Source organism: Serratia sp. BFP-2025, assembly GCF_050880365.1.
In the GTDB taxonomy this organism is placed as follows: Bacteria; Pseudomonadota; Gammaproteobacteria; order Enterobacterales; family Enterobacteriaceae; genus Serratia; species Serratia surfactantfaciens.
In genome coordinates this window covers 12,902-34,426 of the sequence record NZ_JBPAFV010000007.1, presented here as the reverse complement: position 1 = coordinate 34,426, position 21,525 = coordinate 12,902, and the positions used below count along the sequence as shown (strand labels likewise).

Here is a 21,525-nt window from a genome sequence, read left to right as displayed (position 1 = left end):
ATCGTACTCGGAGAGCGCGCGGCGCCTGGCGTCACGCGCTCCGAAAAAGGGGTGTGAACAGCCTTATTTGCTGATCAGCGTACCTTCGTTCTCACCCATCACCACGCGGCGCAGCGCGCCAGGCTTGTTCATGTTGAACACGCGGATCGGCAGACCGTGATCGCGGGCCAGCGTAAACGCCGCCAGATCCATCACTTTCAGCTCGCGCTCCAGCACGTCCTGATAGGTTAATTGTTCATACAGCGTCGCATCCGGGTTCTTCACCGGATCGGCGGAATATACGCCATCCACTTTGGTGGCTTTCAGCACCACGTCCGCTTCGATCTCGATGCCGCGCAGGCAAGCGGCGGAGTCGGTGGTGAAGAACGGGTTGCCGGTACCGGCGGAGAAGATCACCACGCGGTTGTTGCGCAGCAGGCTGATAGCCTCTGCCCAGCTGTAATTATCACATACGCCGTTCAGCGGGATCGCTGACATCAGGCGGGCGTTCACATAGGCACGGTGCAGTGCATCACGCATAGCCAGGCCGTTCATCACGGTAGCCAGCATTCCCATGTGGTCGCCCACTACGCGGTTCATGCCGGCCTGCGCCAGGCCCGCGCCGCGGAACAAGTTCCCGCCGCCAATAACTACACCTACCTGAATTCCCAGTTCGACCAGCTCTTTCACTTCCTGAGCCATGCGATCCAAAACGCTGGCGTCGATACCAAAACCTTCTGCACCTTGCAGGGCTTCGCCACTCAGTTTAAGCAGAATACGCTGATATACGGGTTTTGCATTGGTTGCCATGGTGTTCTGTCCTAAGAAGCAGTATTAGTATTGGGGATTTCAGCCGATGAAACGCGCCTGGGGTGAATATCACGCCGCAGGGCCTGCCACCGGTGTAATTCTGGCTGGATAGTATGGAACCGCCAGACGGCGGTTCCATCGACAGTCATTAAGACTGTTTGCTCATCGCGGCAACTTCAGCAGCGAAGTCGGTTTCGACTTTCTCGATGCCTTCGCCCACTTCGAAGCGAATGAAGTTGGTCACGTCAGCGTTGTGCTCTTTCAGCACCTGAGCAACAGACTTGCTCGGATCCATAACGAAAGGCTGACCGGTCAGAGAAACTTCGCCGGTGAATTTCTTCATGCGGCCTTCAACCATTTTCTCTGCGATTTCTTTCGGCTTGCCGGACTGCATGGCGATGTCCAGCTGAACCTGGTACTCTTTTTCTACCACTTCAGCAGACACGTCTTCTGGCTTCACGAACTCTGGCTTGCTCGCCGCAACGTGCATTGCGATTTGCTTAACCAGCTCTTCGTCAGCGCCTTTAGCCGCAACCAGAACGCCGATACGCGCGCCGTGCAGGTAGCTGCCCAGCACTTCGCCTTCCAGGGAAGCAACGCGACGAATGTTGATGTTTTCGCCGATTTTTGCCACCAGCGCTACGCGCTCTTCTTCGAACTGTGCTTTCAGCACGTCAACGTCAGTGATTTTGCCAGCCATAGCGGCATCCAGCACTTTGTCGGCGAACGCCTGGAAACCGGCGTCTTTTGCTACGAAGTCAGTCTGGCAGTTAACTTCCAGAATGATGCCGTAGTTGCCTTCGATCTTGGTTTTGATCACGCCGTCAGCAGCCACGTTGCCTGCTTTTTTAGCGGCTTTGATCGCACCGGACTTACGCATGTTTTCGATTGCCAGCTCGATGTCGCCGTTGGATTCAACCAGCGCCTTCTTGCAATCCATCATGCCAGCGCCGGTACGCTCGCGCAGTTCTTTTACCAGGGCAGCGGTAATATCAGCCATTTATTTTTCCTCGGTTATCTCGCGTGGAGACAGTTCTCATTCAGATAAGCAAAGGGGGCCTTTACAGGCCCCCCTAACCAACATATGTCAATACCTGGTTAATAAGGGCTCAGTGACGAGCTTGCCTTATTATTCAGCTTCTACGAAGCCTTCTTCCGCCTGAACGGCCAGATCTTGAGAACGACCTTCACGCACAGCGGCAGCAACGGCAGTCAGGTACAGGTTTACTGCACGGATTGCATCGTCGTTACCAGGGATGATGAAGTCAACGCCGTCTGGGTTAGAGTTGGTATCAACGATAGAGAATACCGGGATACCCAGGTTGTTGGCTTCTTTGATCGCGATGTGTTCGTGATCGGCATCGATAACGAACAGTGCGTCTGGCAGGCCGCCCATGTCTTTGATACCGCCCAGGGAGTTTTCCAGCTTGGCCAGTTCACGAGTGCGCATCAGCGCTTCTTTCTTGGTCAGCTTGTCCAGGGTGCCGTCTTGAGACTGGATTTCCAGATCTTTCAAACGTTTGATGGACTGACGAACGGTTTTCCAGTTAGTCAGCATGCCGCCCAACCAGCGGTGGTTCACGAAGAACTGGTCACAGCTGTTAGCAGCGTCTTTTACCGCTTCGCTTGCTGCGCGCTTGGTACCAACGAACAGGATCTTGCCTTTACGGGAAGAGATCTTGGTCAGTTCAGCCAGAGCGGCGTTGAACATTGGTACGGTCTGCTCCAGGTTGATGATGTGAACCTTGTTACGAGCGCCGAAGATGAAAGGCTTCATTTTCGGGTTCCAGTAACGGGTCTGGTGACCGAAGTGAACACCAGCCTTGAGCATGTCGCGCATGGAAACAGTTGCCATGATTAAACCTCTATAGATTAATTGGGGTTATGCCTCCACGTATCCCATAACGCCGACCCTGGCGGCGACAAGTCACCTCAGGGCACCCCGGCGGATGTGCCGATACGTGTGTGTTATTTACACAAAATGAGTGCAGTTAAAGTATTTTCGGCCAATTCCTGCCTGGTCACAAGAACCAAGACACGGATCGCCGGCGCGCTTTATACCATAAACCCGCTGCCGACACCAACTTTTGTTGCTTTGCGCCGCGCGCAGGGAAATGAAATTTGGCAGCCCCCGGCCGGGCTGATACCATAAGTCACTGCTTCTTATTGTCGACGATAACGACACCTGCGGACGAATTTCATGGCAATCTCAATTAAAACACCTGATGACATCCAAAAAATGCGCGTGGCAGGCCGCCTGGCTGCCGAAGTGCTGGAGATCATCGAGCCGCACGTCAAACCTGGCGTGACCACCGGCGAACTGGACCGTATCTGTCACGAGTACATCACCAACGAACAGCAGGCCATTTCCGCCTGCCTCGGCTACCACGGTTTCCCGAAATCCGTGTGCATCTCGGTGAACGAAGTGGTGTGCCACGGCATCCCGAGCGACGACAAAACGCTGAAAGACGGCGACATCGTCAACATCGACGTGACCGTAATTAAAGACGGTTTCCACGGCGACACCTCGAAGATGTTCATCGTCGGCAAACCGACCATTCTGGGCGAGCGTCTGTGCCGCGTCACGCAAGAGAGCCTGTACCTGGCGCTGAAGATGGTCAAGCCGGGCATCCGCCTGCGCACCCTGGGCAAGGCTATCCAGCAATTCGTCGAAGCCGAGAAATTCTCGGTGGTGCGCGAGTACTGCGGCCACGGCATCGGTGAAGTGTTCCATGAAGAGCCGCAGGTGCTGCACTATGACGCCGACGACGGCGGTGTGGTGCTGCAGGCGGGCATGGCCTTCACCATCGAACCGATGGTCAACGCCGGCGATTACCGCATCCGCACCATGAAAGACGGTTGGACGGTAAAAACCAAAGATCGCAGCTTGTCGGCGCAGTATGAGCATACTATTGTGGTCACTGATAACGGCTGCGAGATAATGACGTTGCGCAAGGATGACACCATCCCCAACATCATTACGCACGAGATGTAAGCACCGCGGCGCACGCCGCGTGCAGAATGTCACCAGGCCGGCTTATGCCGGCCTTTTTTATGGGCTGCGCACTATGTCTGACAATCTCCTTCAAACGGCCGCGCCGATGCCGCCCGCCTCTCCCAGCGTCTACGGCGACGACGATCTCACCTGCCTGGTGCTGAAACAGCGGCTGGAGCAGTTCCAGCTGTGGCTGGCGGCGGCGTTCGACGCCGGCTCCAGCGCCGAAAGCCTGGTGGCGGCGCGCAGCGACTTCATCGATCGCCTGCTGCGCCGGCTGTGGACGTTTTACGGCTTCGAAGATATCCCGGAAACCGCGCTGGTGGCGGTCGGCGGCTATGGCCGCGGCGAGTTGCATCCGCTGTCGGATATCGACGTGCTGGTGCTCAGCCAGCGCCGACTGACGGAGCAACAGTCGCAACGGGTCGGCGAGTTCATCACCCTGCTGTGGGATCTCAAGCTGGAAGTGGGCCACAGCGTGCGCACCCTGGAAGAGTGCCTGTTGGAAGGGCTGGCGGATCTGACCGTGGCCACCAACCTGATCGAATCGCGCATGATCTGCGGCGACGTCGCGCTGTTCCTGCAGATGCAAAAGCATATCTTCAGCGACGGCTTCTGGCCTTCGCCGCAGTTTTTCCACGCCAAGATCAACGAACAGCAAGAGCGCCACCAGCGCTACCACGGCACCAGCTATAACCTGGAGCCGGATATCAAAAGCAGCCCCGGCGGCCTGCGCGATATCCACACGCTGCTGTGGGTGGCGCGTCGTCACTTCGGCGCCACCTCGCTGGACGAAATGGTCGGCTTCGGTTTCCTCACCCAGGCCGAGCGCAACGAGCTGAACGAGTGCCAAAGCTTCCTGTGGCGCATCCGTTTCGCGCTGCACCTGGTGCTGCCGCGTTACGACAACCGTCTGCTGTTCGATCGTCAGCTCAGCGTAGCGCAGCTGCTGCGCTACGAAGGTGAAGGCAACGAGCCGGTCGAGCGCATGATGAAAGACTTCTACCGCATGACGCGCCGCGTCAGCGAGTTGAACCACATGCTGCTGCAGCTGTTCGACGAAGCCATCCTGGCGCTGGACGCCACCGAAAAGCCGCGCCCGCTGAACGACGATTTCCAGCTGCGCGGCGATCTGATCGACCTGCGCGACGAAACGCTGTTTATCCGTGAGCCGCAAGCCATCATGCGCATGTTCTACCTGATGGTACGCAACCGCGAGATCAAGGGCATTTATTCCACCACCGTGCGCCAGTTGCGCCACGCGCGCCGCCACCTGAAACAGCCGCTGTGCACCATCCCGGAAGCGCGCGATCTGTTTATGGCCATCCTGCGCCATCCCGGCGCGGTGTCGCGCGCGCTGGTGCCGATGCACCGTCACAGCGTGCTGTGGGCCTACATGCCGCAATGGGGCAAGATTGTCGGGCAGATGCAGTTCGACCTGTTCCATGCCTATACCGTCGACGAACACACCATCCGCGTGCTGCAGAAGCTGGAGAGCTTCGCCGAGCCTGAAACCCGGCCGCGCCATCCGCTGTGCGTGGAGCTGTACCCGCGCCTGCCGCACCCGGAACTGCTGCTGCTGGCGGCCTTGTTCCACGATATCGCCAAAGGGCGCGGCGGCGATCACTCGATCCTCGGCGCGGAAGACGTGGTGGAGTTCGCCGAACTGCACGGCCTCAACTCGCGCGAAACTCAGCTGGTGGCCTGGCTGGTGCGCTGCCACCTGCTGATGTCGGTCACCGCGCAGCGCCGCGATATTCAGGATCCGACGGTGATCCAGCAGTTCAGCAGCGAAGTGCAGAGCGAGACCCGCCTGCGCTATCTGGTGTGTCTGACGGTGGCGGATATCTGCGCCACCAACGAAACCCTGTGGAACAGCTGGAAACAGAGCCTGTTGCGCGAGCTGTATTTCGCCACCGAGAAGCAGCTGCGCCGCGGCATGCAAAACAGCCCGGATCTACGCGAACGCGTGCGCCACCACCGCCTGCAGGCGCTGGCGCTGCTGCGCATGGACAACATCGACGAAGAGGCGCTGCACCGTATCTGGAGCCGCTGCCGCGCCGACTATTTCCTGCGTCACTCGCCGAATCAGCTGGCCTGGCACGCCCGCCATCTTCTGGCCCACGACTCCACCCAGCCGCTGGTGCTGGTCAGCCGCCAGGCGACGCGCGGCGGCACCGAGATCTTCATCTGGAGCCCGGATCGCCCTTACCTGTTCGCCGCCGTCGCCGGAGAGATGGATCGCCGTAACCTGAGCGTGCACGACGCGCAGATCTTCACCAACCGCGACGGCATGGCGATGGACACCTTTATCGTGCTGGAGCCGGACGGCAGCCCGCTGGCGCAGGATCGCCACGCGGCGATCCGCCAGGCGCTGCTGCAGGCCATCACCCAGCGGGAGTACCAGCCGCCGCGCGTGCGCCGGCCATCTTCCAAGCTGCGCCACTTCAGCGTGCCGACCGAAGTCACCTTCCTGCCGACCCACACCGATCGCCGCAGCTACCTGGAGCTGACCGCGCTCGACCAACCCGGCCTGTTGGCGCGGGTGGGCGAAGTGTTCGCCGATCTGGGGCTGTCGCTGCACGGCGCGCGCATTTCCACCATCGGCGAGCGGGTCGAGGATTTGTTTATCCTGGCCGACGGCGAGCGGCGCGCACTCGACCAAGAAACGCGCAGAAAGTTGGAGCAACGGTTGACAGAGGCCCTCACCCCAAACGATAAAATGTGATACAAGTAACTTTTTACCGACAACATCAGGAAAGAGAACAGCATGCAGCAATTACAGAACGTTATTGAAAGCGCCTTCGAACGCCGTGCGGACATCACCCCGGCGAACGTAGACACCGTAACGCGCGAAGCGGTAAACCAGGTGATCGGCCTGCTGGACAGCGGCGCCCTGCGCGTCGCCGAGAAGATTGACGGTCAATGGGTCACCCATCAGTGGCTGAAGAAAGCCGTGCTGCTCTCTTTCCGCATCAACGACAACAAGGTGATGGACGGCGCGGAAACCCGTTACTACGACAAGGTGCCGATGAAGTTCGCCGACTACGACGAAGCGCGCTTCCAGAAGGAAGGTTTCCGCGTCGTTCCGCCGGCCACCGTGCGCCAGGGCGCGTTCATCGCACGCAACACCGTGCTGATGCCGTCTTACGTTAACATCGGCGCCTACGTCGACGAAGGCACCATGGTCGACACCTGGGCGACCGTCGGTTCTTGCGCGCAGATCGGCAAAAACGTCCACCTGTCCGGCGGCGTCGGCATCGGTGGCGTGCTGGAGCCGCTGCAGGCCAACCCGACCATCATCGAAGACAACTGCTTCATCGGCGCGCGCTCCGAAGTGGTGGAAGGCGTGATCGTGGAAGAAGGCTCGGTGATCTCGATGGGCGTGTATCTCGGCCAGAGCACCCGCATCTATGACCGCGAGACCGGCGAAATCCATTACGGCCGCGTGCCGGCGGGTTCGGTGGTGGTTTCCGGCAACCTGCCGTCGAAAGACGGTTCTTACAGCCTGTACTGCGCGGTGATCGTCAAGAAAGTCGACGCCAAAACGCGCGGTAAAGTCGGCATTAATGAGTTATTGCGCACTATCGACTAAATTGAAATAGCGGGTGATTCACCCGCTATTTTTTTGTCTGCGTTTCGCTGGCAGTCACAGTCGCAGATCTCGCTTTCCGCCATAATCGAAGTCGTGGAATATAACGATCACATCTAAAGAGGGCGCAGTATGTACGATAACTTGAAGAGTTTGGGCATCAATCAACCGGAAGACGTCGATCGCTATAGCCTGCGTCAAGAGGCCAACAACGACATCCTCAAGATCTATTTCCGCAAGGATAAGGGCGAGTTCTTCGCCAAGAGCGTGAAATTCAAGTACCCGCGCCAGCGTAAAACCGTGGTGGCGGACAACGCCGGTCAGGGCTACAAGGAAATTCACGAGATCAACCCGAACCTGCGTTATGTGATCGACGAGCTGGATCAGCTGTGCCAACGCGATCAGGTGGAAGTGGATCTGAAGCGTAAAATCCTCGACGACCTGCGCCATCTCGAAGGCGTGGTGTCGCACAAGATTGCCGAGATCGAAGCCGATCTGGAAAAACTCACCCGCGGCAAATAATGCGGATCGGTTGACCCGCATCATCGCCAAGGCGCCCTTTCGCGGCGCCTTTTTACTTTACGATTGCAGCAGCGTGCCCCACTGCTCGACCCACGGGCAGGCGGCCACTTCCGGCTCCGGCTGTTCCATCGCATCGATCTCCAGCACTTCGCCAACGCGGGTGGCACCCTGCTCCTGCAGCAGCGCATCGAACGCGCGCCCGGCGCCGCAGAAGTTGTCATAGCTGCTGTCGCCCAGGGCAATCAGCCCATAGCGCAGCTCCGGCTGGTAGCCAACCTGATCGCGAATGGCGTGGAACAGCGGTGCGATGCTGTCCGGCAGATCGCCCTGCCCGGTAGTGGAGGTGATCACCAGCGCGTAGTGCTGACGGTAAAACTGCCAGGCCTCCAGCGTGCCCTCTTCGAACAGTTTGACCTCATGGCCCTGCTCGCTGAGGATGTTTTGCGCTTCTTCCGCCACCAGCAGCGAATTGCCGTAGACCGTTCCCACGAAGATACCAACCTGAGCCATGGCTCCTACTCCCTTCATTACCTTTAAAAATTGTCAGCTATCCTGACCGTTAGCCGCGCTAAACTCAACCCCGCCGAGTTCAGGGAATAGCCCCGCCCAGCCGAACTGCGTCATCACCCCCTGCCAGTCTTCGTCCCAGCGCGCCGTCACCTGCAGCGGTTCGCCGGTCACCGGGTGCGTCAACTGCAGGTGGCTGGCGTGCAGCATCAGGCGCGGGCAGCCGAAATGTTGCGCCATACCGCGGTTCTGCCGCAGATCGCCATGCTTGCTGTCGCCGATGATCGGATGGCGCAGGTGCGCCATATGGCGCCGCAGTTGGTGCTTGCGGCCGGTTTCCGGCTGCAGCTCCACCAGGCTGTAACGCGCGCTGTCGTAGCGGCCGACGGCCACCGGCATCTCCACCTGCGCCAACGGCCGGTAGTGCGTCACCGCCGGCTGCGGCCCCTTATCGGCATCGGCATGTTTATCGGCGATTTTGTCCAGTTCCGCCGTCAGCGGATAATCGAGGGTCGCCCCCTCCTGCACGTAACCCCGCACCACCGCATGGTAGGTTTTTTGCACCTGATGTTGCTCGAACTGCTGCGACAGCAGGCGTGCCACCTCGCTGGACAGCGCCATCAGCAGCACCCCGGAGGTCGGGCGATCGAGACGGTGCACGGTAAAAACGTGCTGCCCGAGCTGATCGCGCACCGTCTGCATCATAAAGCGGGTTTCATGACGATCCAGCCAACTGCGGTGCACCAACCAACCCGACGGCTTGTTCACCGCCACCAGATGCTCATCCTGATATAAAACCTCAATCACATCGCTTTCCTCGCGTTAAAATTAATGGCTGCAGTAAAGTCAATGTGGCCTGAAGCTAGTGAAACCGCAGTGAAATCAACCTGATAGTGGTGCCATGCATTTACTACCGAGGTATCATAATTGACCTCATGCCGGATAACCACTCTATTCCACCCAGCCATTTGGCGGGTTTGCGCATTGAACATCGGTGCCGGAGGCATGAATAAAACAATGTCGAAAAGGGAAGTTCCCGACAGTGGGAACCTCCCGTTATAACGCCAACGCTCGGCGAGGCGCTGCATCTAATGCCGCATGAAATTACTGAGGGCAGACGTATTTTTTCGATAAATTGTTTATATCAAAAATCCCTTTATCGGAAAACTCAATGGCCATCATATGTTCGGTATTAAACTCGGTCCATTTTTCTCTCACCGGTGCTCCCTGATTAGGATCGCCGTTCTTAATAAAGTTACTTAAATAAGAAACAATATTATCTGATAGGCGTTGCTGTTCTTTGGTTAAGGCCTGCTTCACGCCGGTGGCGCCATGAAATCCGTCAAAGAAATAGATTAGCTCACTGGTGTGCGCCGCCAGATAAGGCCTCGACATCTTTGGTATGTATTGAGGCGCGGTCTTATCGTTAAACACGTAGGCATATAGCCTGTTTTTCTTGGCCATCTCGGCGTTGAACTGAAGGGATGGACAAATAAATTTATACTTTGTCAGATCGTCGCTCAGTTTTGCCGTAAAATCGGTGTTATCATCCGTTTCCTCTACGGAGGAGAATGATTTTCCGTATAAGGTCATCATCGACGCTGTATAGATTTGCTTGTCGATTTTCTTGCCGGCATCGTTTTCTATCACGCCAGCAAAGAAAGTCCCTTCATTATTCTGAAAACCATTGATAATATCAACCTTATTGACTTTTCCTTTCGCGATCGCCTCATTAAACGTATACGGAATGATATCGCCATCAATAGTAAATTGATCGTTATACAAATTGGATATTGCCGTTGTCGCTAGTTTGGCGACGGGCGTTTTCTTTAAGCAAGCCAGCTGCCCGTCCGGCGTGCCATCATCGCAGCCCACCGCTTTTGCCACCTCCAGACCGACCGCGTTGGCCTGCGCGATATTTTTTTGGTCCAGGTTATAAGAACCGCTTGAGATTATCGCTTTCTTAAATAACCCTGAGGACAGAGGGGAAACGATGTTTGCAAGCACGCTATGCCCTCCCGCTGATTCACCGAACAACGTGACATTGTCAGGATCCCCGCCAAAGCTGGCTATGTTGCGTTGAACCCATGACAAGGCTTTTTGTTGATCCAAAAGGCCATAGTTGATTTTCTTACTCTCATGGTTAAGCGCTGGGTGCGAGAAAAAACCAAAAACGCCCAATCTATAGTTTATTGTTACGACTACGATATCTTTCTTGATAAAATTAGACACGTCGTACTCATCACCCGACCCGGTTCTTAAGCCACCGCCGGGTATCCAAACCAAAACCGGCCGCTTTTTACCCTCATTGTCTTTTGGCGCGTAAACATTCAGGTAGAGGCAATCTTCCGACTGGCTTATTTTACTGAATCCGGCCAGGCTAACCGTCGTCGCACAGCTGTTGCCAAACTTACCGGCAAAATACACGCCCTCCATGACGCTTTTATTTTCCGGCGCTTGCCAGCGTTTTTCACCCACCGGCGGCTCCGCATAGGGAATGCCTTTGAATTGTAAATAACCCTCTTGCTCCAGGCCTTGGTACTTCCCGCTCGGGCTATTGACTATTTCGGTAAGCTTATACTCTATATCGGCATAGGAGGATACGGATAAAAACAACAATGACAAAGGAATGAGTTTCATATAATAACCTTGACACATAGACATTGGGTTATTCCCAGAGGAATTATGGCGCAGCATGTTCAACGCGGAGCATTCACCCCTCGCGCTACGATTTTTAAAATTCAATTGAAAATTTTGCTATTACGCGTCATCTACCCGAGAGATAAATGTCGCTGGATATAAAACTATTTATCATAGACACTAAGACGATAGATATCGCGCTCAATCATCATCTCTATTTGTTTGCTCAGAACGTTTTCCTTGTATTCCTTATGATTTCCTTGCGCATGGTTAAGGTAAATATTTTTGGGATACACTGGCTTTTCATAAATCAATTGCGCGCATTCGGTTCTGATATCTTTTAACCAATTGGTTACTGATGAATGCGTTCGATGATAACGCTGCGCCTCGATATCAATGACGGCATGCACGTAGCTTGAACCGTTGGTATCTTTTTGTTTACCAATAATTTTGCCTTTGTAATCAACGATCAATGAACTCCCACCACCGCAATCTATTGGGGCCAAAGAGTGGGGAAAGGTGTACACAGGGGCGATGTTCGGCGCGACGATATACAGGTTGTTTTCCAGTGCGCGAGCCCTGTTGGAGATTTCGAACATATCATTTTCGGTAAATGGCGTGGGCAGTGAAGCGCGATACACGACCTCTGCCCCATTCATCGCCAAACCGCGCCCATTTTCCGGGAAGTTCCCCTCCATCGCCATCATCACGCCCAGACGGCCAATTTCGGTATCGACAACAGGCCAGAAAGATTGCAGCGTGCGGCCATATTTCTCGACCCATTTGTCAAATAAGTCATGCGGTGATGCGGAACGCTCGCTCGGCAGCAACGCTGACATTTTATGGTGTCTGAGTATAATGTCGCCCTGAGGATTGATAACAAAGCCGACGTTGAACATGATGTCCGGCCAATCAGGCTCCCTGACTTTGGCCTGCGCCATAATGAAGAGATTATGACGTTGCGCCAATTGGCCGAGTCTTTCGGTCTCAGGCCCTGGAATATCAATAGCCCCATCTTTTAAAAACTCAACCATCGGCATATCCAATACTTCATCGGTGAATCCCTGAAGTGCGCCCTCAGGTAAAACCAGCAGGCGAACCGGGATATCCAATGCGCAAAGTGACAAGGCGCCGTTGGTCAATTCTTCGATATGGTCCAGATTCTTCGAAATATCCGCTCTTTTCTGAATGCCCCATGCGGTAGGGCTTAGTCCAATGACGCCATAAGGTTCTATCATAATCAACCACCTATGCATTATTGAGAAACTGCGAATGTTGCAGAACAAAGCCTATCCAGTATTGAAAAGCAGAGCGATTCACATAATCATACGAGATAGCTCACTTGCCATGTTATCAGCACACTGATAACTCACAAGGATTGAAAATGAAAAAGAACGTAAAAAACAGTAATGATATGTTTGATTGCGAAGCGGGAATTCTCGGCTACCTGCTGCGTAAAGCATCCGGCGCTTATAAACAAAAAATGGAAAAGGAATTAAGCCAATATCAAATAACCGCACCTCAATTCGTTATCATGAGCATTATTTCTAATTTTGAAGGGTGCTCTAATGCCGATTTAGCCCGATTGGCACTACTGACCCCTCAGACCGTCAGCTTAATACTCGTCAGATTGGAAAAACTCGAGCTCATCGAGCGTCTGCCGCACCCTCGTTATAAACGCGTTCAAATCATTAAGCTTTCCACACATGGCGAAACGCTTTTTGCATCCTGTGACAAGGTAATCAACAAGTTAGAGTCAACGCTGGAAGATGAATTTTCTGCAGACGAGATAAAAGTCATTCGCCGCTGGTTAGGGAAAATAATCAGTGAATAATGCCTAAGCGTTCCCTGTTAAACATTGCCGGATTAGGTCGCAGCACGCTGGGTTGTTTTTATTTCCAGTGAAAGGGCGGGAAATATTCTTTCTCGAATCCCGGCATCAAAAAGGTAAAAATACCCACGGCGTGCTTATTCTTATCGATGATCCCCGCTGCCGTTCTCCCCGGTTATACAGGCATAACCGAGGCGCCCCAACCTCAGTTAACCCACTCGATGGTCACCAGCCGCGTATCGGCGCGGCCGCGATCGTCCACCGCCCGGATGCGGTAGCGCCCGTTGTTGATCGGCCGCCAGTCGATCGGCTTTTTGCTGGCGCTGCTGCCGAGATAGATATCGTCGACGAACCAGTACACCGTTTTGCTGTCGGCGTCCGTCACCGCGCTGAAGGCGATTTTATCCCGACCCTGCTGCGACTGACGCAGGGTATAGGTGGTGTTTTTCAGCGGTGAGGTGATGCGCGGCGCGTTGCCGCCGACGGCGATGCCGTTATCCTTGCAGCGATTAACCGGCGGCGTGCGTTTCGGTAGACCGGCCTGGGCGAACACGTTGGCCAGATCGGATGGCCAGAACTCAAAGACTTCGGTGCGGGTCTGCGCCGCATCATACGGCGGGCAAACGACCTCGCCGCTGTGAATATCCAGCACCACCGGCCGGTAAACGCTGTCGACTTTGATCGGCGACTTGCCGGGAATGAACCAGGTCTTGCCTTTTTGCTGGCACCACGGCGTCGGCAGATCGCCGCTGGCGAGGCAGATCTCCACCCGCCGCAGCCGTTTAGGGAACGGATGTTTCGGTTCTCGCAGGCCGGGGTAGCTGGCATTAACGCTGTCGATGATGTTGAAAAACAGCGGCGCGGCCGCTTCGGCGCCGACTAACGCATTGTTGCCACGCCCGTCGAAGTTGCCCTCCCACACCACCAACACGTAAGGGCCGAAAATCCCGACGCTCCAGGCGTCGCGGAACCCCCAGGAGGTGCCGGTCTTCCAATACACCGGCAACGCCGAAGAGCGCTGCGCCAGCGTGTCGCCCGGCCGCCGGTGCTGGCGCAGCATATCCAGCGTGATGAAACTGGCCTCCTCGCTCAACAGCCGCACCGGCGCCGATTCAGCCGCGTTAACCTGCATACGCAGCGGCCGCAGCTCACCGCGGTTCGCCAGCAATGCATACAGCTTCGCCAATTCCTGCGCCGTCACCTCGCCGCCGCCCAGCACCAACGACAGCCCGTAGTGGCTTTCGTTGGCCATATTGGCGACGCCGGTCAGGCGCAAAAACTGATAAAAGGTCGGCTGACGCAGCTGTGAAGCGACATACACCGCCGGAATATTGCGGCTGAAATTCAGCGCGTCGGTGGCGGTCACCGGGCCGAGAAAGCGCCGGTCGAAATTCTCCGGCGCATAGGCCCCGAACGACGAAGGCACGTCTTTCAGAATAGTCATCGGATGCAGCACGCCCTGCTCCATGCCCAGCGCATAGATGAACGGCTTCAGCGTCGATCCCGGCGAGCGTTTGGCGTTGGTGCCGTTCACCTGCCCCTGAATAGGGCGATTGTAGTAGTCCGCCGATCCCACCAACGCACGCACCCCCATATCGCGGCTGTCCACCAGCAGCACTGCGGCGTTCTGAATGCCGCGGCTGCGGTTGCGGGCGATAAAGGCATTGACCTGCCGCTCGACCAGCCGCTGCAACCCGGCGTCCAACGTGGTATCGACGCGGGTATCGCGCTGCACCAGTTGCTGCGTTTGCAGGCGCAGCTGTTCGATAAAGTGCGGCGCGATATAGGGTACTTGCTCAGGCTGGCGCAGCGCCAATGGCAGGCGGAACAGCGTTTGCTGGCTGGCGTCGGTCGGGTAAACCTGCTGCCAGCGCTGGAACAGACGATTGCGCGCCTGAGTCAATGCGGCGCCGAGCACGCCGGTTTTCGGCTCCAGACGGTAGCTGGGCGACTGCGGCAACACCGCCAGCGTCAGCGCCTCCGGCAGGGTCAAATCCTTCGGCGACTTGGCGAAATAGATCAGGCTGGCGGCGCCGATGCTTTCGATGTTGCGGCCGTAGGGAGCGTAATTCAGATAGGCTTCCAGGATATCGCGCTTGGAATAGCTGAGCTCCAGCTGCACCGCACGCAGCACCTGCAGCAGCTTGCCACCCGGCGTGCGGGTATTGAGATGCCAGCGCATACGCGCCAGCTGCATGCTGATGGTCGAACCGCCCTGCATCTTGCCGCCGGCGACATAGCTGCGCCAGAAGCCGCGCATCAGGCTGACGGGGTTAAAACCGGGGTTGTAGTAGAACCAGCGATCTTCGTGCAACAGCAGCCCGCGCACCGCCAACGGCGACACCTGCTCCAGCGGGGTCCACAGCCGGTAGCGATCGTCGTTGGCCAGCGTAATGCGCAGCAGCGCGCCGTGCCTGTCGTAATAGACGGAAGACTGCGGCAGCCCCTGCCACAAAGGCGGATGCGGCCACAGCCGAATCGCGCCCAACAGCAGCGTCAGTAAAAACACCGCCATCAAGCCGTTTTGCAGCACGCGCCCGGTCAGGATCTTCATACGCTCTCAGCATCCCGGCACCAGGCGTTGGCCTGGCGCCGGATACGGCCTAATCGTTGCTCGCCGGCACGACCACCAGCTTGCCGCCGCCTGCCGACATGGCCTGCACTTCACGGTCGTACATGGCTTCACCGTAGGCCGGTGGAACAATAAAGCTGCCGGTATTGGTGGCCTTGATTTGATAAACGAACTCCTGCACTTCGGTGCCGGCGCTACCGTAGATAATCACCCGATCTTCGCGGATATCGCTGTAGTCCGGCGCCCAGGTGGAGCCGGACGCGGCCAGCGGCGACTGCCAGCCGCCGCGATCGTCGCTCTCTTCACCGGCATCGGCCGGCTCGGGCGGCGTCTGCTGCACCACTTCGAACCCGCCCGGCAGCAGATCGACGATCGCCAGGTTGCTCTGCCCCTCTTTCGAGTTGGCGCGCACCTTCAGATGGACGTTGATCTTCTGCCCCAGCGTCACCTGCGTTACCGGCTTGCCCTGTTCGTCGGTGTAATCGCGAACGATCTCAATCCCGCGCGACAGCGCTTTTTGCGGCGCATTCAGGTCGTAACCGGCCTGCGTCACCACATACCAGGCCGGCGCGCTGCCGCCGTTGGTGAAGCGCACCGCGGTGGCATCGGCGTTGAATTGCCCCTGAACGAACAGCCCCTGCAGCTCGCTGATGCGCTGCGGCTCGCCGCCGGCTTTGCCTACCTGCACGATGCCTAATGCATCCGCATTGGCGGACTGCGCCGCCACCTGGGCCGAATAGCTTTCCAGCGCCAGAATGCTCATCGCGGAGGAGTAGGTGGTGTAACGCTCTTCTTTCAGCGCCTTGACCATATTCTCCAGCACCTGCGGTGGGATCGACGCCACCTTCTCCGGGAAGTGGCGGGTAATCAGATACAGCCGCGTCGCATCCTGCACCAGCGGATCGAAATAGTTCTGCGTCCACCAGGCGCTGTCATACGCCTTGCTCAGCTGCTGCCAGCTCGGTTGCAGCAGCGCGGCGGCTTCGTCGTCCATCTTCAACAGGCGATAGGAAGAAGCCAGATACAGCGCGCTCAGATCGGTTTTCCACCCCTCGCCATAGCGTTTTTGCAGCGTATCCTGCACCGCCGCCAGCGAGTTGGTGGTCACTTCGCCCTGCAGCGTCAGCAGGTAAACCGCCCAGCTGCGCAGACGCAGCAGATACAGATCGTCGAATCCGCTGGCCGCCAGCTCGCGCAACGCACCGTTGGCCTCGTCCAGCATGCCGTCCGGCAGGGCATAGCCCGCCGCTTTGGCTTCGAGCAGATACTGCACCACATAAGGCGTGACGAAAGGATCGGCATCCGGCGACGAACGCCAGGCGCCGATCGCCCCGCTGTCGTTCTGGCGGGCGCGCAGCACGCCCAGCAGGTTGCGCAGCTGCTTGCTGACTTCCGTCTGGCTCAGGCTGCTTTTCATCTCCGGATGACGGCTCTGCAGCATCAGCGGAATAGAGCGGCTGACGATCTGCTCGGAACAGTAATACGGATAATCCGCCAGGTATTGCGCCAGCCCGCTGGTCAGCACCAGCGGTGAATGAGATACCGTCGCCCGACGCTGGGCGAAAGCGTCGAACATCTGGCGCAGGCCGTCGACGTTCTGGCTGCCGCCGCTCATGCGCCCCATCACCGACTGGGTGCGGTACGGCGCCGCCGGCCGCACCGAGGTGCTGACGGTGCGGCGGCTGGCCTGGTCACCGTAACGGGCATCGAACACCAGTGGCGCATCGCCCAGCACAGCTTTGGCGCGCAGGCGGAAGGTGATCACGCCTTCGCGTTTTTCCGCCAGCGTCAGGCTTTGCGTCGCGTTGCCCACCACTTCCAGCTGCGGCGGCGGCGTCAACAGAACATTGACGGCCACCGACTGGCCGTTCAGCCCTTCAAGATTGTTGCTGACGCCCACGCTGACGTCGAACTCGTCGCCCGGCGCCACCATCGCCGGCACGTTTGGCGTCATGATGAAGTTGTCGCGCACCGTGGCGGCGGTTTGCGCCTTGCCGATTTTTTCCGGCGTCACCGAAATCGCCATGACGCGGATCTTGCCGTTGAAGTAATCAGGCACCGGATAGACGAACTGCTTCTCGCCGCTGACTTCGGTAATGCCGGACCAATAGGCCACCGGCTTGTCGCGCTTGCGCTTGAACGGGTTGAGATTGAGATCCAGCCCTTCGCCCGCATCGCCGCCCGGCGCCGCGGTCAGCGCCATCAGCTTGCTGAATTCCGGCAGGATCAGATCGAGGATCTGCGAGCTGCTCACGTTCAGTTCGCGTTTGCTGAAGAAGAACTCCAGCGGATCCTTCAGACGGTAACGCGCCACCTGCAGAATGCCCTCATCGACGGCGAACAGCGCCACCTGCTGCGGCGCATCGGTCTTGACCGTCATCGTCAGGTTTTCACCCGGCTTGATGACCTCCGGCGCCGTCACCTCGAGGCCGTTCTGGCGCGCCTTGGTGCTGATCTTGAACGGCATCACGCCATAGCTCAGCGGGCTCATGAAGATCTCGCTGGAGTTGATGTCGCGCACGAACTGCACGTTGATGTAGCCGTTGCCCTCCATGCCGGCCGGCACGCGGATCTTCTGCACCGAACTGGTGGTGTCGGTGTGGAACCACTGCCAGGCGTAAACCTTGTCCTTTTCGATGGTGATAAGCCCGCTGCCGGTATAAGGCGCGTTGATCGCCACCTCAATCTCCTCGCCGGGCTGGTACTCCGCCTGGTTCAGTTTCAGCTTCAGTTCGGCGTTGCGATCCAACGAACGGCTCAGGTTGGCGTTGCCGGCTACGCTGTAGGCGACGCGGTTAAGCGTCTTGCCCTGCGCATCCTCGATCACCAACACGAAGTCGCCCGGCTTATCGGTCGCCAGCCGCAGATCCGCGCCCTGCTCGCTCAGCGCCAGCGGCTGTTCCGACAGCTGCACTTCCTTCATCTTCGACTGGTATTTGTAAACGCCCGAATCCTGCTTGGTCAGTACCGAAATGTATTTTTGCTCTATCAGCACCTGTTTCAGGTTCGGCATGGCGATCTGTTTCAGGGCCGGATCGATGGCGATCACATTCAGATGCCGCTCCGCGTCGCGGTTGATATAGCCCAGATCGCCATCCGCCTTCACGCCGACCAGGTAATCGTAAGGCGAAACCAACGTGCGGGCGGTGGCCGCCACGGAACGCCCGCCGCCGGCGACGAACGCTTCCGACAACAGCTGTAGCTGATAAGTGGCGTCGGCGTAGGATTTCAGATCGAGCGGAATATCGGCCGCGCCGTGTTCATCGGTGGTGCGATCTTCCAGCTCGGTTTCGAACCCGTCGCTGTTTTGCCGGTTTTCGTAAAACGCATAATCCGGGAAGCGATCGAAGCTCGGATACATCGGCCGCAGCGTCAGCCTGGTCGTCACGCGGCGATCTTGCGCCGGGGTGCCGAACAGGTTCTGCACATCGATGCTGGCCTTCAGCTCAGACGGCTTGACCCAGCCTTGCTGGCGATTCGGCGTCAACGCCAGCTTCACCTTCAGCTGATCCGGTTCGAACTCCTTCACATTGACCGCAGTGTGGCCGAGCAGCGTGGAGGTGTCGTTGTTTTTGCCGATCAGATACAGATAGACGTTCCACTCGCCGGTAGGCGAATTTTCATCGGTGGTATAGCTCAGCTCGTTAAAACCGCTGGCGCCCAGCGTCAGCGGCACAGTAGACATCAGCTTGTCGCGCGGATCGCGAATTTCGGCGCGCACCGGCACGCCGGCCAGCCCAATGCGCCAGTCGGCGGCGCGGGTGATCAAGCCGATGTTGAAGGTATCTCCCGGCCGATAGACGCCGCGATCGGAGAACAGGTAACTGCTGAGCGTGCGCGGATCGGTCGGCGTTTGTTCACCGGCAACGTCGAAGCGCGAGAAGTCCAGCCCGCGATCGTTATAGCTGCCGGTCGGCAGGAAGGAGACATCCCCCTCTTTCTCCACCAGGAACATCACCGGTTGGCGCTCATTGGTGTACACGTCGAGCGCCGGGAAGCGCACGTGGCCGTCGGCGCCGGTGGTTTGGCTGAGCAGCGTCACGCCGTTTTTAGCCACCACCGACACGGTGGCGCCGCTGACCGGCGCGCCGCTTTGAATCGACTGCACGAAGACGTCGCGCGTCTTATCCTGCGAACTCTTGGCGACGATGCCCAAATCGGTCACCACCACAAAGCGCGAATCGCCGACGTCGGGCTGATCTTCTCCGGTGCTCTCCTCCGGTTCCTGCTCCTGCTCGTCGCCCGCCTCTGTCGCCGCCGGTTTCCGGTTCGGTTGCCATTCGGACAGCGTCAACAGGAACACTCCGCGATGGGAGCTGGCGTTGGTGGAGAGATAACGGGAGAGATCGATGCCCTGATAGTTCACTTCCCCCGGCCGCTCGTTGTTAAGCGCGGTCTGGTATTTGAAGTGTTCGGTAAAATATTCGTCGTTGAGCCGGTTGAATTCCGTTGACGAGTACTCCCGGCTTTTGAAGGAGACAATGTGCTGCAGCTGGCTCGGGATCACCCGCTTGATGTCCAGCCGCAGGCCCGCCACGTTGCGCGCCGCCACGCTGATCTGCTTGTCGCCATTGACCGACAGCAGCGAGCCTTGCGACATGAACTGCAGCGATTTCGGGAACTCCGGCACTTCGACCACCCGGTAAACCTTCTTCGGCATCTTGTAACCGCCGACGGAGACCAGCTTGTTGTCGATTTCGAGCAGCACAAAGCGATGCGCCGGGGCTTCAAAACGGAAGCTGAACTGCGGTTGGTAGGCCTCCTCCGCCTCATTAAGCGTCAGCGGCAATGCTGTCGCCTGCGCCAGCACGTTTTTGCCGACGCTGTCGACCGTCCATTGATAGAAGTCTTCGGCATCATTGGCCGTCTCGGCATCGCTCGGATCGTGCTGCGGCAGCAGCCACGCCTTGGTGGCCTTCGCCAGCTCGGCATCCTTCACCGCATCGCTGAAACCGACCACCAGTGCACGCTGGCCTTTACCGCTGTCGGTATCCACCACCTGAGCGCTGGCGTCGTTCAGCGCCAGACTGTACAGCGTCGGTACCTGGACCCAGTTGCTTTTCGCCTCTTCGACCGCGTTGCCGGCCACCGTCGATTTAATGCCCTTGCCGACCGTCAGATGCACCGCACCGCCCTGATCCAGCGCCTGCAACGGCTCGGAATGCACCCAGGCGTTCAGTTTTTTCTCGTCATAGACCAGAGAGAAATTCAGCTTCTTCTCGGAGGTGGTGCTGCCTTCCTTCAGTCCCAGTGAAATCTGTTTTTCAAAGCTGGCGACATCGACCGGCGCATTGAACTGCAAATTGAAAATCGCGCTGCGTTTCTGCGCATCCTGCGGATCGCGGTAGTATTCGGCCTGCCCCAGACGGTAGTCGAACGCAGGCACGGTGAAGGCATAGCGGGTTTTAGCGAGCTTGGTCTGCGGCGCCAGCAAGGTGGCGGGCTCGAGCGTCACGTCATATTTTGCGCCCATCGGCAGCGGTTTCTTCGGCGTGAACACCAGCGTCGACTCATTGTTCCACGCCCACTGCCCTTCCGCCGCCGGCTTGAGGGTGATGCCGGCGCTCACGGCTTTACCCACTGCGGTTATCGGCGCGACCGAGCCGCTGAAGCTCAGGCTCACCGTTTGCGGCGCCTGCCGGGCGGCGGCGTAATCTATCGGCGCGGGATTAGCCAGCTCGGCGCTGACCTCTTGAACCACCATTGGCGCCGGTTCGATGGGCTGGGGGCGGTTTTGCCACCAGTGCCAACCGTAAAACGCGCCGCCCGCGGCACCTGCCAGCAGCAGCAGGCCCAGACCGATCGCCTTCGGGTGTTTATCCACGCCGCTTTCGAGCCGCAGAAAACCGCGCGGCAACGCAGCCCACCAGGCCGGAGCGCGCCAGCTGAGGTTGCCGACCAGCGGTCTCAGCAGCCGCCCCAACAACGACAACACGCCCCCCAGCAGGCGGCACACGCCCTTAACCAGGGTAAAAGGTAAACGCAGGATAAACCTTAATAAATCCATTATTGCAGCACCTCATCATCCTAATGCAGCCCCCGGTCAACCGCCGCGGTTCAACCGAGCCGAAAGACGC

At 57.9% G+C, this 21,525-nt stretch carries 14 protein-coding genes; 5 read left to right on the top strand and 9 right to left on the bottom strand.

The genetic code is table 11. The annotated features are described in order from the left end of the window. Positions 1-63: 63 nt before the first annotated feature. The 3 genes from pyrH to rpsB all read right to left on the bottom strand — a co-directional run bounded on the left by pyrH (position 64) and on the right by rpsB (position 2,644). Positions 64-789 carry a UMP kinase gene (pyrH, locus tag ACRAWE_RS23805; RefSeq protein WP_004931940.1) on the bottom strand — a complete coding sequence of 242 codons (726 nt, stop codon included), beginning with the start codon at positions 787-789 and terminating at the stop codon, positions 64-66. A gap of 148 nt (positions 790-937) precedes the next feature. Beyond that, on the bottom strand, positions 938-1,789 hold the full coding sequence (tsf, locus tag ACRAWE_RS23800) for a translation elongation factor Ts (protein WP_004931939.1): 852 nt from the start codon (positions 1,787-1,789) through the stop codon (positions 938-940). Between the two features lie 129 nt (positions 1,790-1,918). Beyond that, positions 1,919-2,644: a 30S ribosomal protein S2 gene (gene rpsB / locus ACRAWE_RS23795; protein WP_004931937.1), complete on the bottom strand. Its 726-nt coding sequence runs from the start codon at positions 2,642-2,644 to the stop codon at positions 1,919-1,921. Between the two features lie 345 nt (positions 2,645-2,989). Between rpsB and map the strand changes: the two genes are divergently transcribed. From map to ACRAWE_RS23775, 4 genes are all read left to right on the top strand, one after another. After that, entirely contained in the window at positions 2,990-3,784 is a 795-nt protein-coding gene (gene map, locus ACRAWE_RS23790) for a type I methionyl aminopeptidase (RefSeq protein ID WP_004931936.1), read from the top strand. A 73-nt stretch (positions 3,785-3,857) separates the two neighbouring features. After that, positions 3,858-6,512, top strand: coding sequence for a bifunctional uridylyltransferase/uridylyl-removing protein GlnD (gene glnD / locus ACRAWE_RS23785; RefSeq protein ID WP_063917933.1), 2,655 nt, complete (start codon positions 3,858-3,860; stop codon positions 6,510-6,512). A gap of 42 nt (positions 6,513-6,554) precedes the next feature. Continuing rightward, complete coding sequence (gene dapD, locus ACRAWE_RS23780; RefSeq protein WP_004931932.1) at positions 6,555-7,379, top strand: 2,3,4,5-tetrahydropyridine-2,6-dicarboxylate N-succinyltransferase; 825 nt, start codon at positions 6,555-6,557, stop codon at positions 7,377-7,379. Between the two features lie 129 nt (positions 7,380-7,508). Continuing rightward, a complete protein-coding gene (locus ACRAWE_RS23775) occupies positions 7,509-7,898 on the top strand; it encodes a DUF3461 family protein (RefSeq protein WP_004931929.1) in 390 nt (129 codons plus the stop codon). A 57-nt stretch (positions 7,899-7,955) separates the two neighbouring features. Here ACRAWE_RS23775 and ACRAWE_RS23770 read toward each other — a convergent pair whose 3' ends face one another. From ACRAWE_RS23770 to ACRAWE_RS23755, 4 genes are all read right to left on the bottom strand, one after another. Further along, positions 7,956-8,408: a flavodoxin gene (locus ACRAWE_RS23770; protein ID WP_004931927.1), complete on the bottom strand. Its 453-nt coding sequence runs from the start codon at positions 8,406-8,408 to the stop codon at positions 7,956-7,958. 33 nt (positions 8,409-8,441) lie between these two features. Continuing rightward, positions 8,442-9,212 (bottom strand): tRNA pseudouridine(65) synthase TruC, encoded by a 771-nt coding sequence (gene truC, locus ACRAWE_RS23765; protein WP_019455750.1) that lies wholly within the window; start codon positions 9,210-9,212, stop codon positions 8,442-8,444. A gap of 297 nt (positions 9,213-9,509) precedes the next feature. Continuing rightward, positions 9,510-11,045, bottom strand: coding sequence for a carboxylesterase/lipase family protein (locus ACRAWE_RS23760; protein WP_248004831.1), 1,536 nt, complete (start codon positions 11,043-11,045; stop codon positions 9,510-9,512). A 164-nt stretch (positions 11,046-11,209) separates the two neighbouring features. Continuing rightward, positions 11,210-12,283 (bottom strand): nitrilase-related carbon-nitrogen hydrolase, encoded by a 1,074-nt coding sequence (locus ACRAWE_RS23755; protein WP_154747485.1) that lies wholly within the window; start codon positions 12,281-12,283, stop codon positions 11,210-11,212. A gap of 146 nt (positions 12,284-12,429) precedes the next feature. On the opposite strand from ACRAWE_RS23755, the gene ACRAWE_RS23750 reads away from it, so the two are divergent. Further along, positions 12,430-12,879, top strand: a complete 450-nt coding sequence (locus ACRAWE_RS23750) for a MarR family winged helix-turn-helix transcriptional regulator (protein ID WP_019455746.1) — start codon at positions 12,430-12,432, stop codon at positions 12,877-12,879. A gap of 202 nt (positions 12,880-13,081) precedes the next feature. Here the strand turns inward: ACRAWE_RS23750 and pbpC are convergent, their stop codons facing one another. Continuing rightward, positions 13,082-15,430 carry a penicillin-binding protein 1C gene (pbpC, locus tag ACRAWE_RS23745; RefSeq protein WP_063917936.1) on the bottom strand — a complete coding sequence of 783 codons (2,349 nt, stop codon included), beginning with the start codon at positions 15,428-15,430 and terminating at the stop codon, positions 13,082-13,084. Positions 15,431-15,479: 49 nt separating this feature from the next. Beyond that, positions 15,480-21,455, bottom strand: coding sequence for an alpha-2-macroglobulin (locus tag ACRAWE_RS23740; RefSeq protein WP_432525969.1), 5,976 nt, complete (start codon positions 21,453-21,455; stop codon positions 15,480-15,482). Positions 21,456-21,525 lie beyond the last annotated feature (70 nt).

Excerpts from the sequence above, each read along its gene's own strand:
- pyrH (WP_004931940.1), bottom strand. The coding sequence starts at position 789 with ATGGCAACCAATGCAAAACCCGTATATCAGCGTATTCTGCTTAAACTG.
- tsf (WP_004931939.1), bottom strand. The coding sequence starts at position 1,789 with ATGGCTGATATTACCGCTGCCCTGGTAAAAGAACTGCGCGAGCGTACC.
- rpsB (WP_004931937.1), bottom strand. The coding sequence starts at position 2,644 with ATGGCAACTGTTTCCATGCGCGACATGCTCAAGGCTGGTGTTCACTTC.
- map (WP_004931936.1), top strand. The coding sequence starts at position 2,990 with ATGGCAATCTCAATTAAAACACCTGATGACATCCAAAAAATGCGCGTG.
- glnD (WP_063917933.1), top strand. The coding sequence starts at position 3,858 with ATGTCTGACAATCTCCTTCAAACGGCCGCGCCGATGCCGCCCGCCTCT.
- dapD (WP_004931932.1), top strand. The coding sequence starts at position 6,555 with ATGCAGCAATTACAGAACGTTATTGAAAGCGCCTTCGAACGCCGTGCG.
- ACRAWE_RS23775 (WP_004931929.1), top strand. The coding sequence starts at position 7,509 with ATGTACGATAACTTGAAGAGTTTGGGCATCAATCAACCGGAAGACGTC.
- ACRAWE_RS23770 (WP_004931927.1), bottom strand. The coding sequence starts at position 8,408 with ATGGCTCAGGTTGGTATCTTCGTGGGAACGGTCTACGGCAATTCGCTG.
- ACRAWE_RS23760 (WP_248004831.1), bottom strand. The coding sequence starts at position 11,045 with ATGAAACTCATTCCTTTGTCATTGTTGTTTTTATCCGTATCCTCCTAT.
- ACRAWE_RS23755 (WP_154747485.1), bottom strand. The coding sequence starts at position 12,283 with ATGATAGAACCTTATGGCGTCATTGGACTAAGCCCTACCGCATGGGGC.
- ACRAWE_RS23750 (WP_019455746.1), top strand. The coding sequence starts at position 12,430 with ATGAAAAAGAACGTAAAAAACAGTAATGATATGTTTGATTGCGAAGCG.
- pbpC (WP_063917936.1), bottom strand. The coding sequence starts at position 15,430 with ATGAAGATCCTGACCGGGCGCGTGCTGCAAAACGGCTTGATGGCGGTG.
- ACRAWE_RS23740 (WP_432525969.1), bottom strand. The coding sequence starts at position 21,455 with ATGGATTTATTAAGGTTTATCCTGCGTTTACCTTTTACCCTGGTTAAG.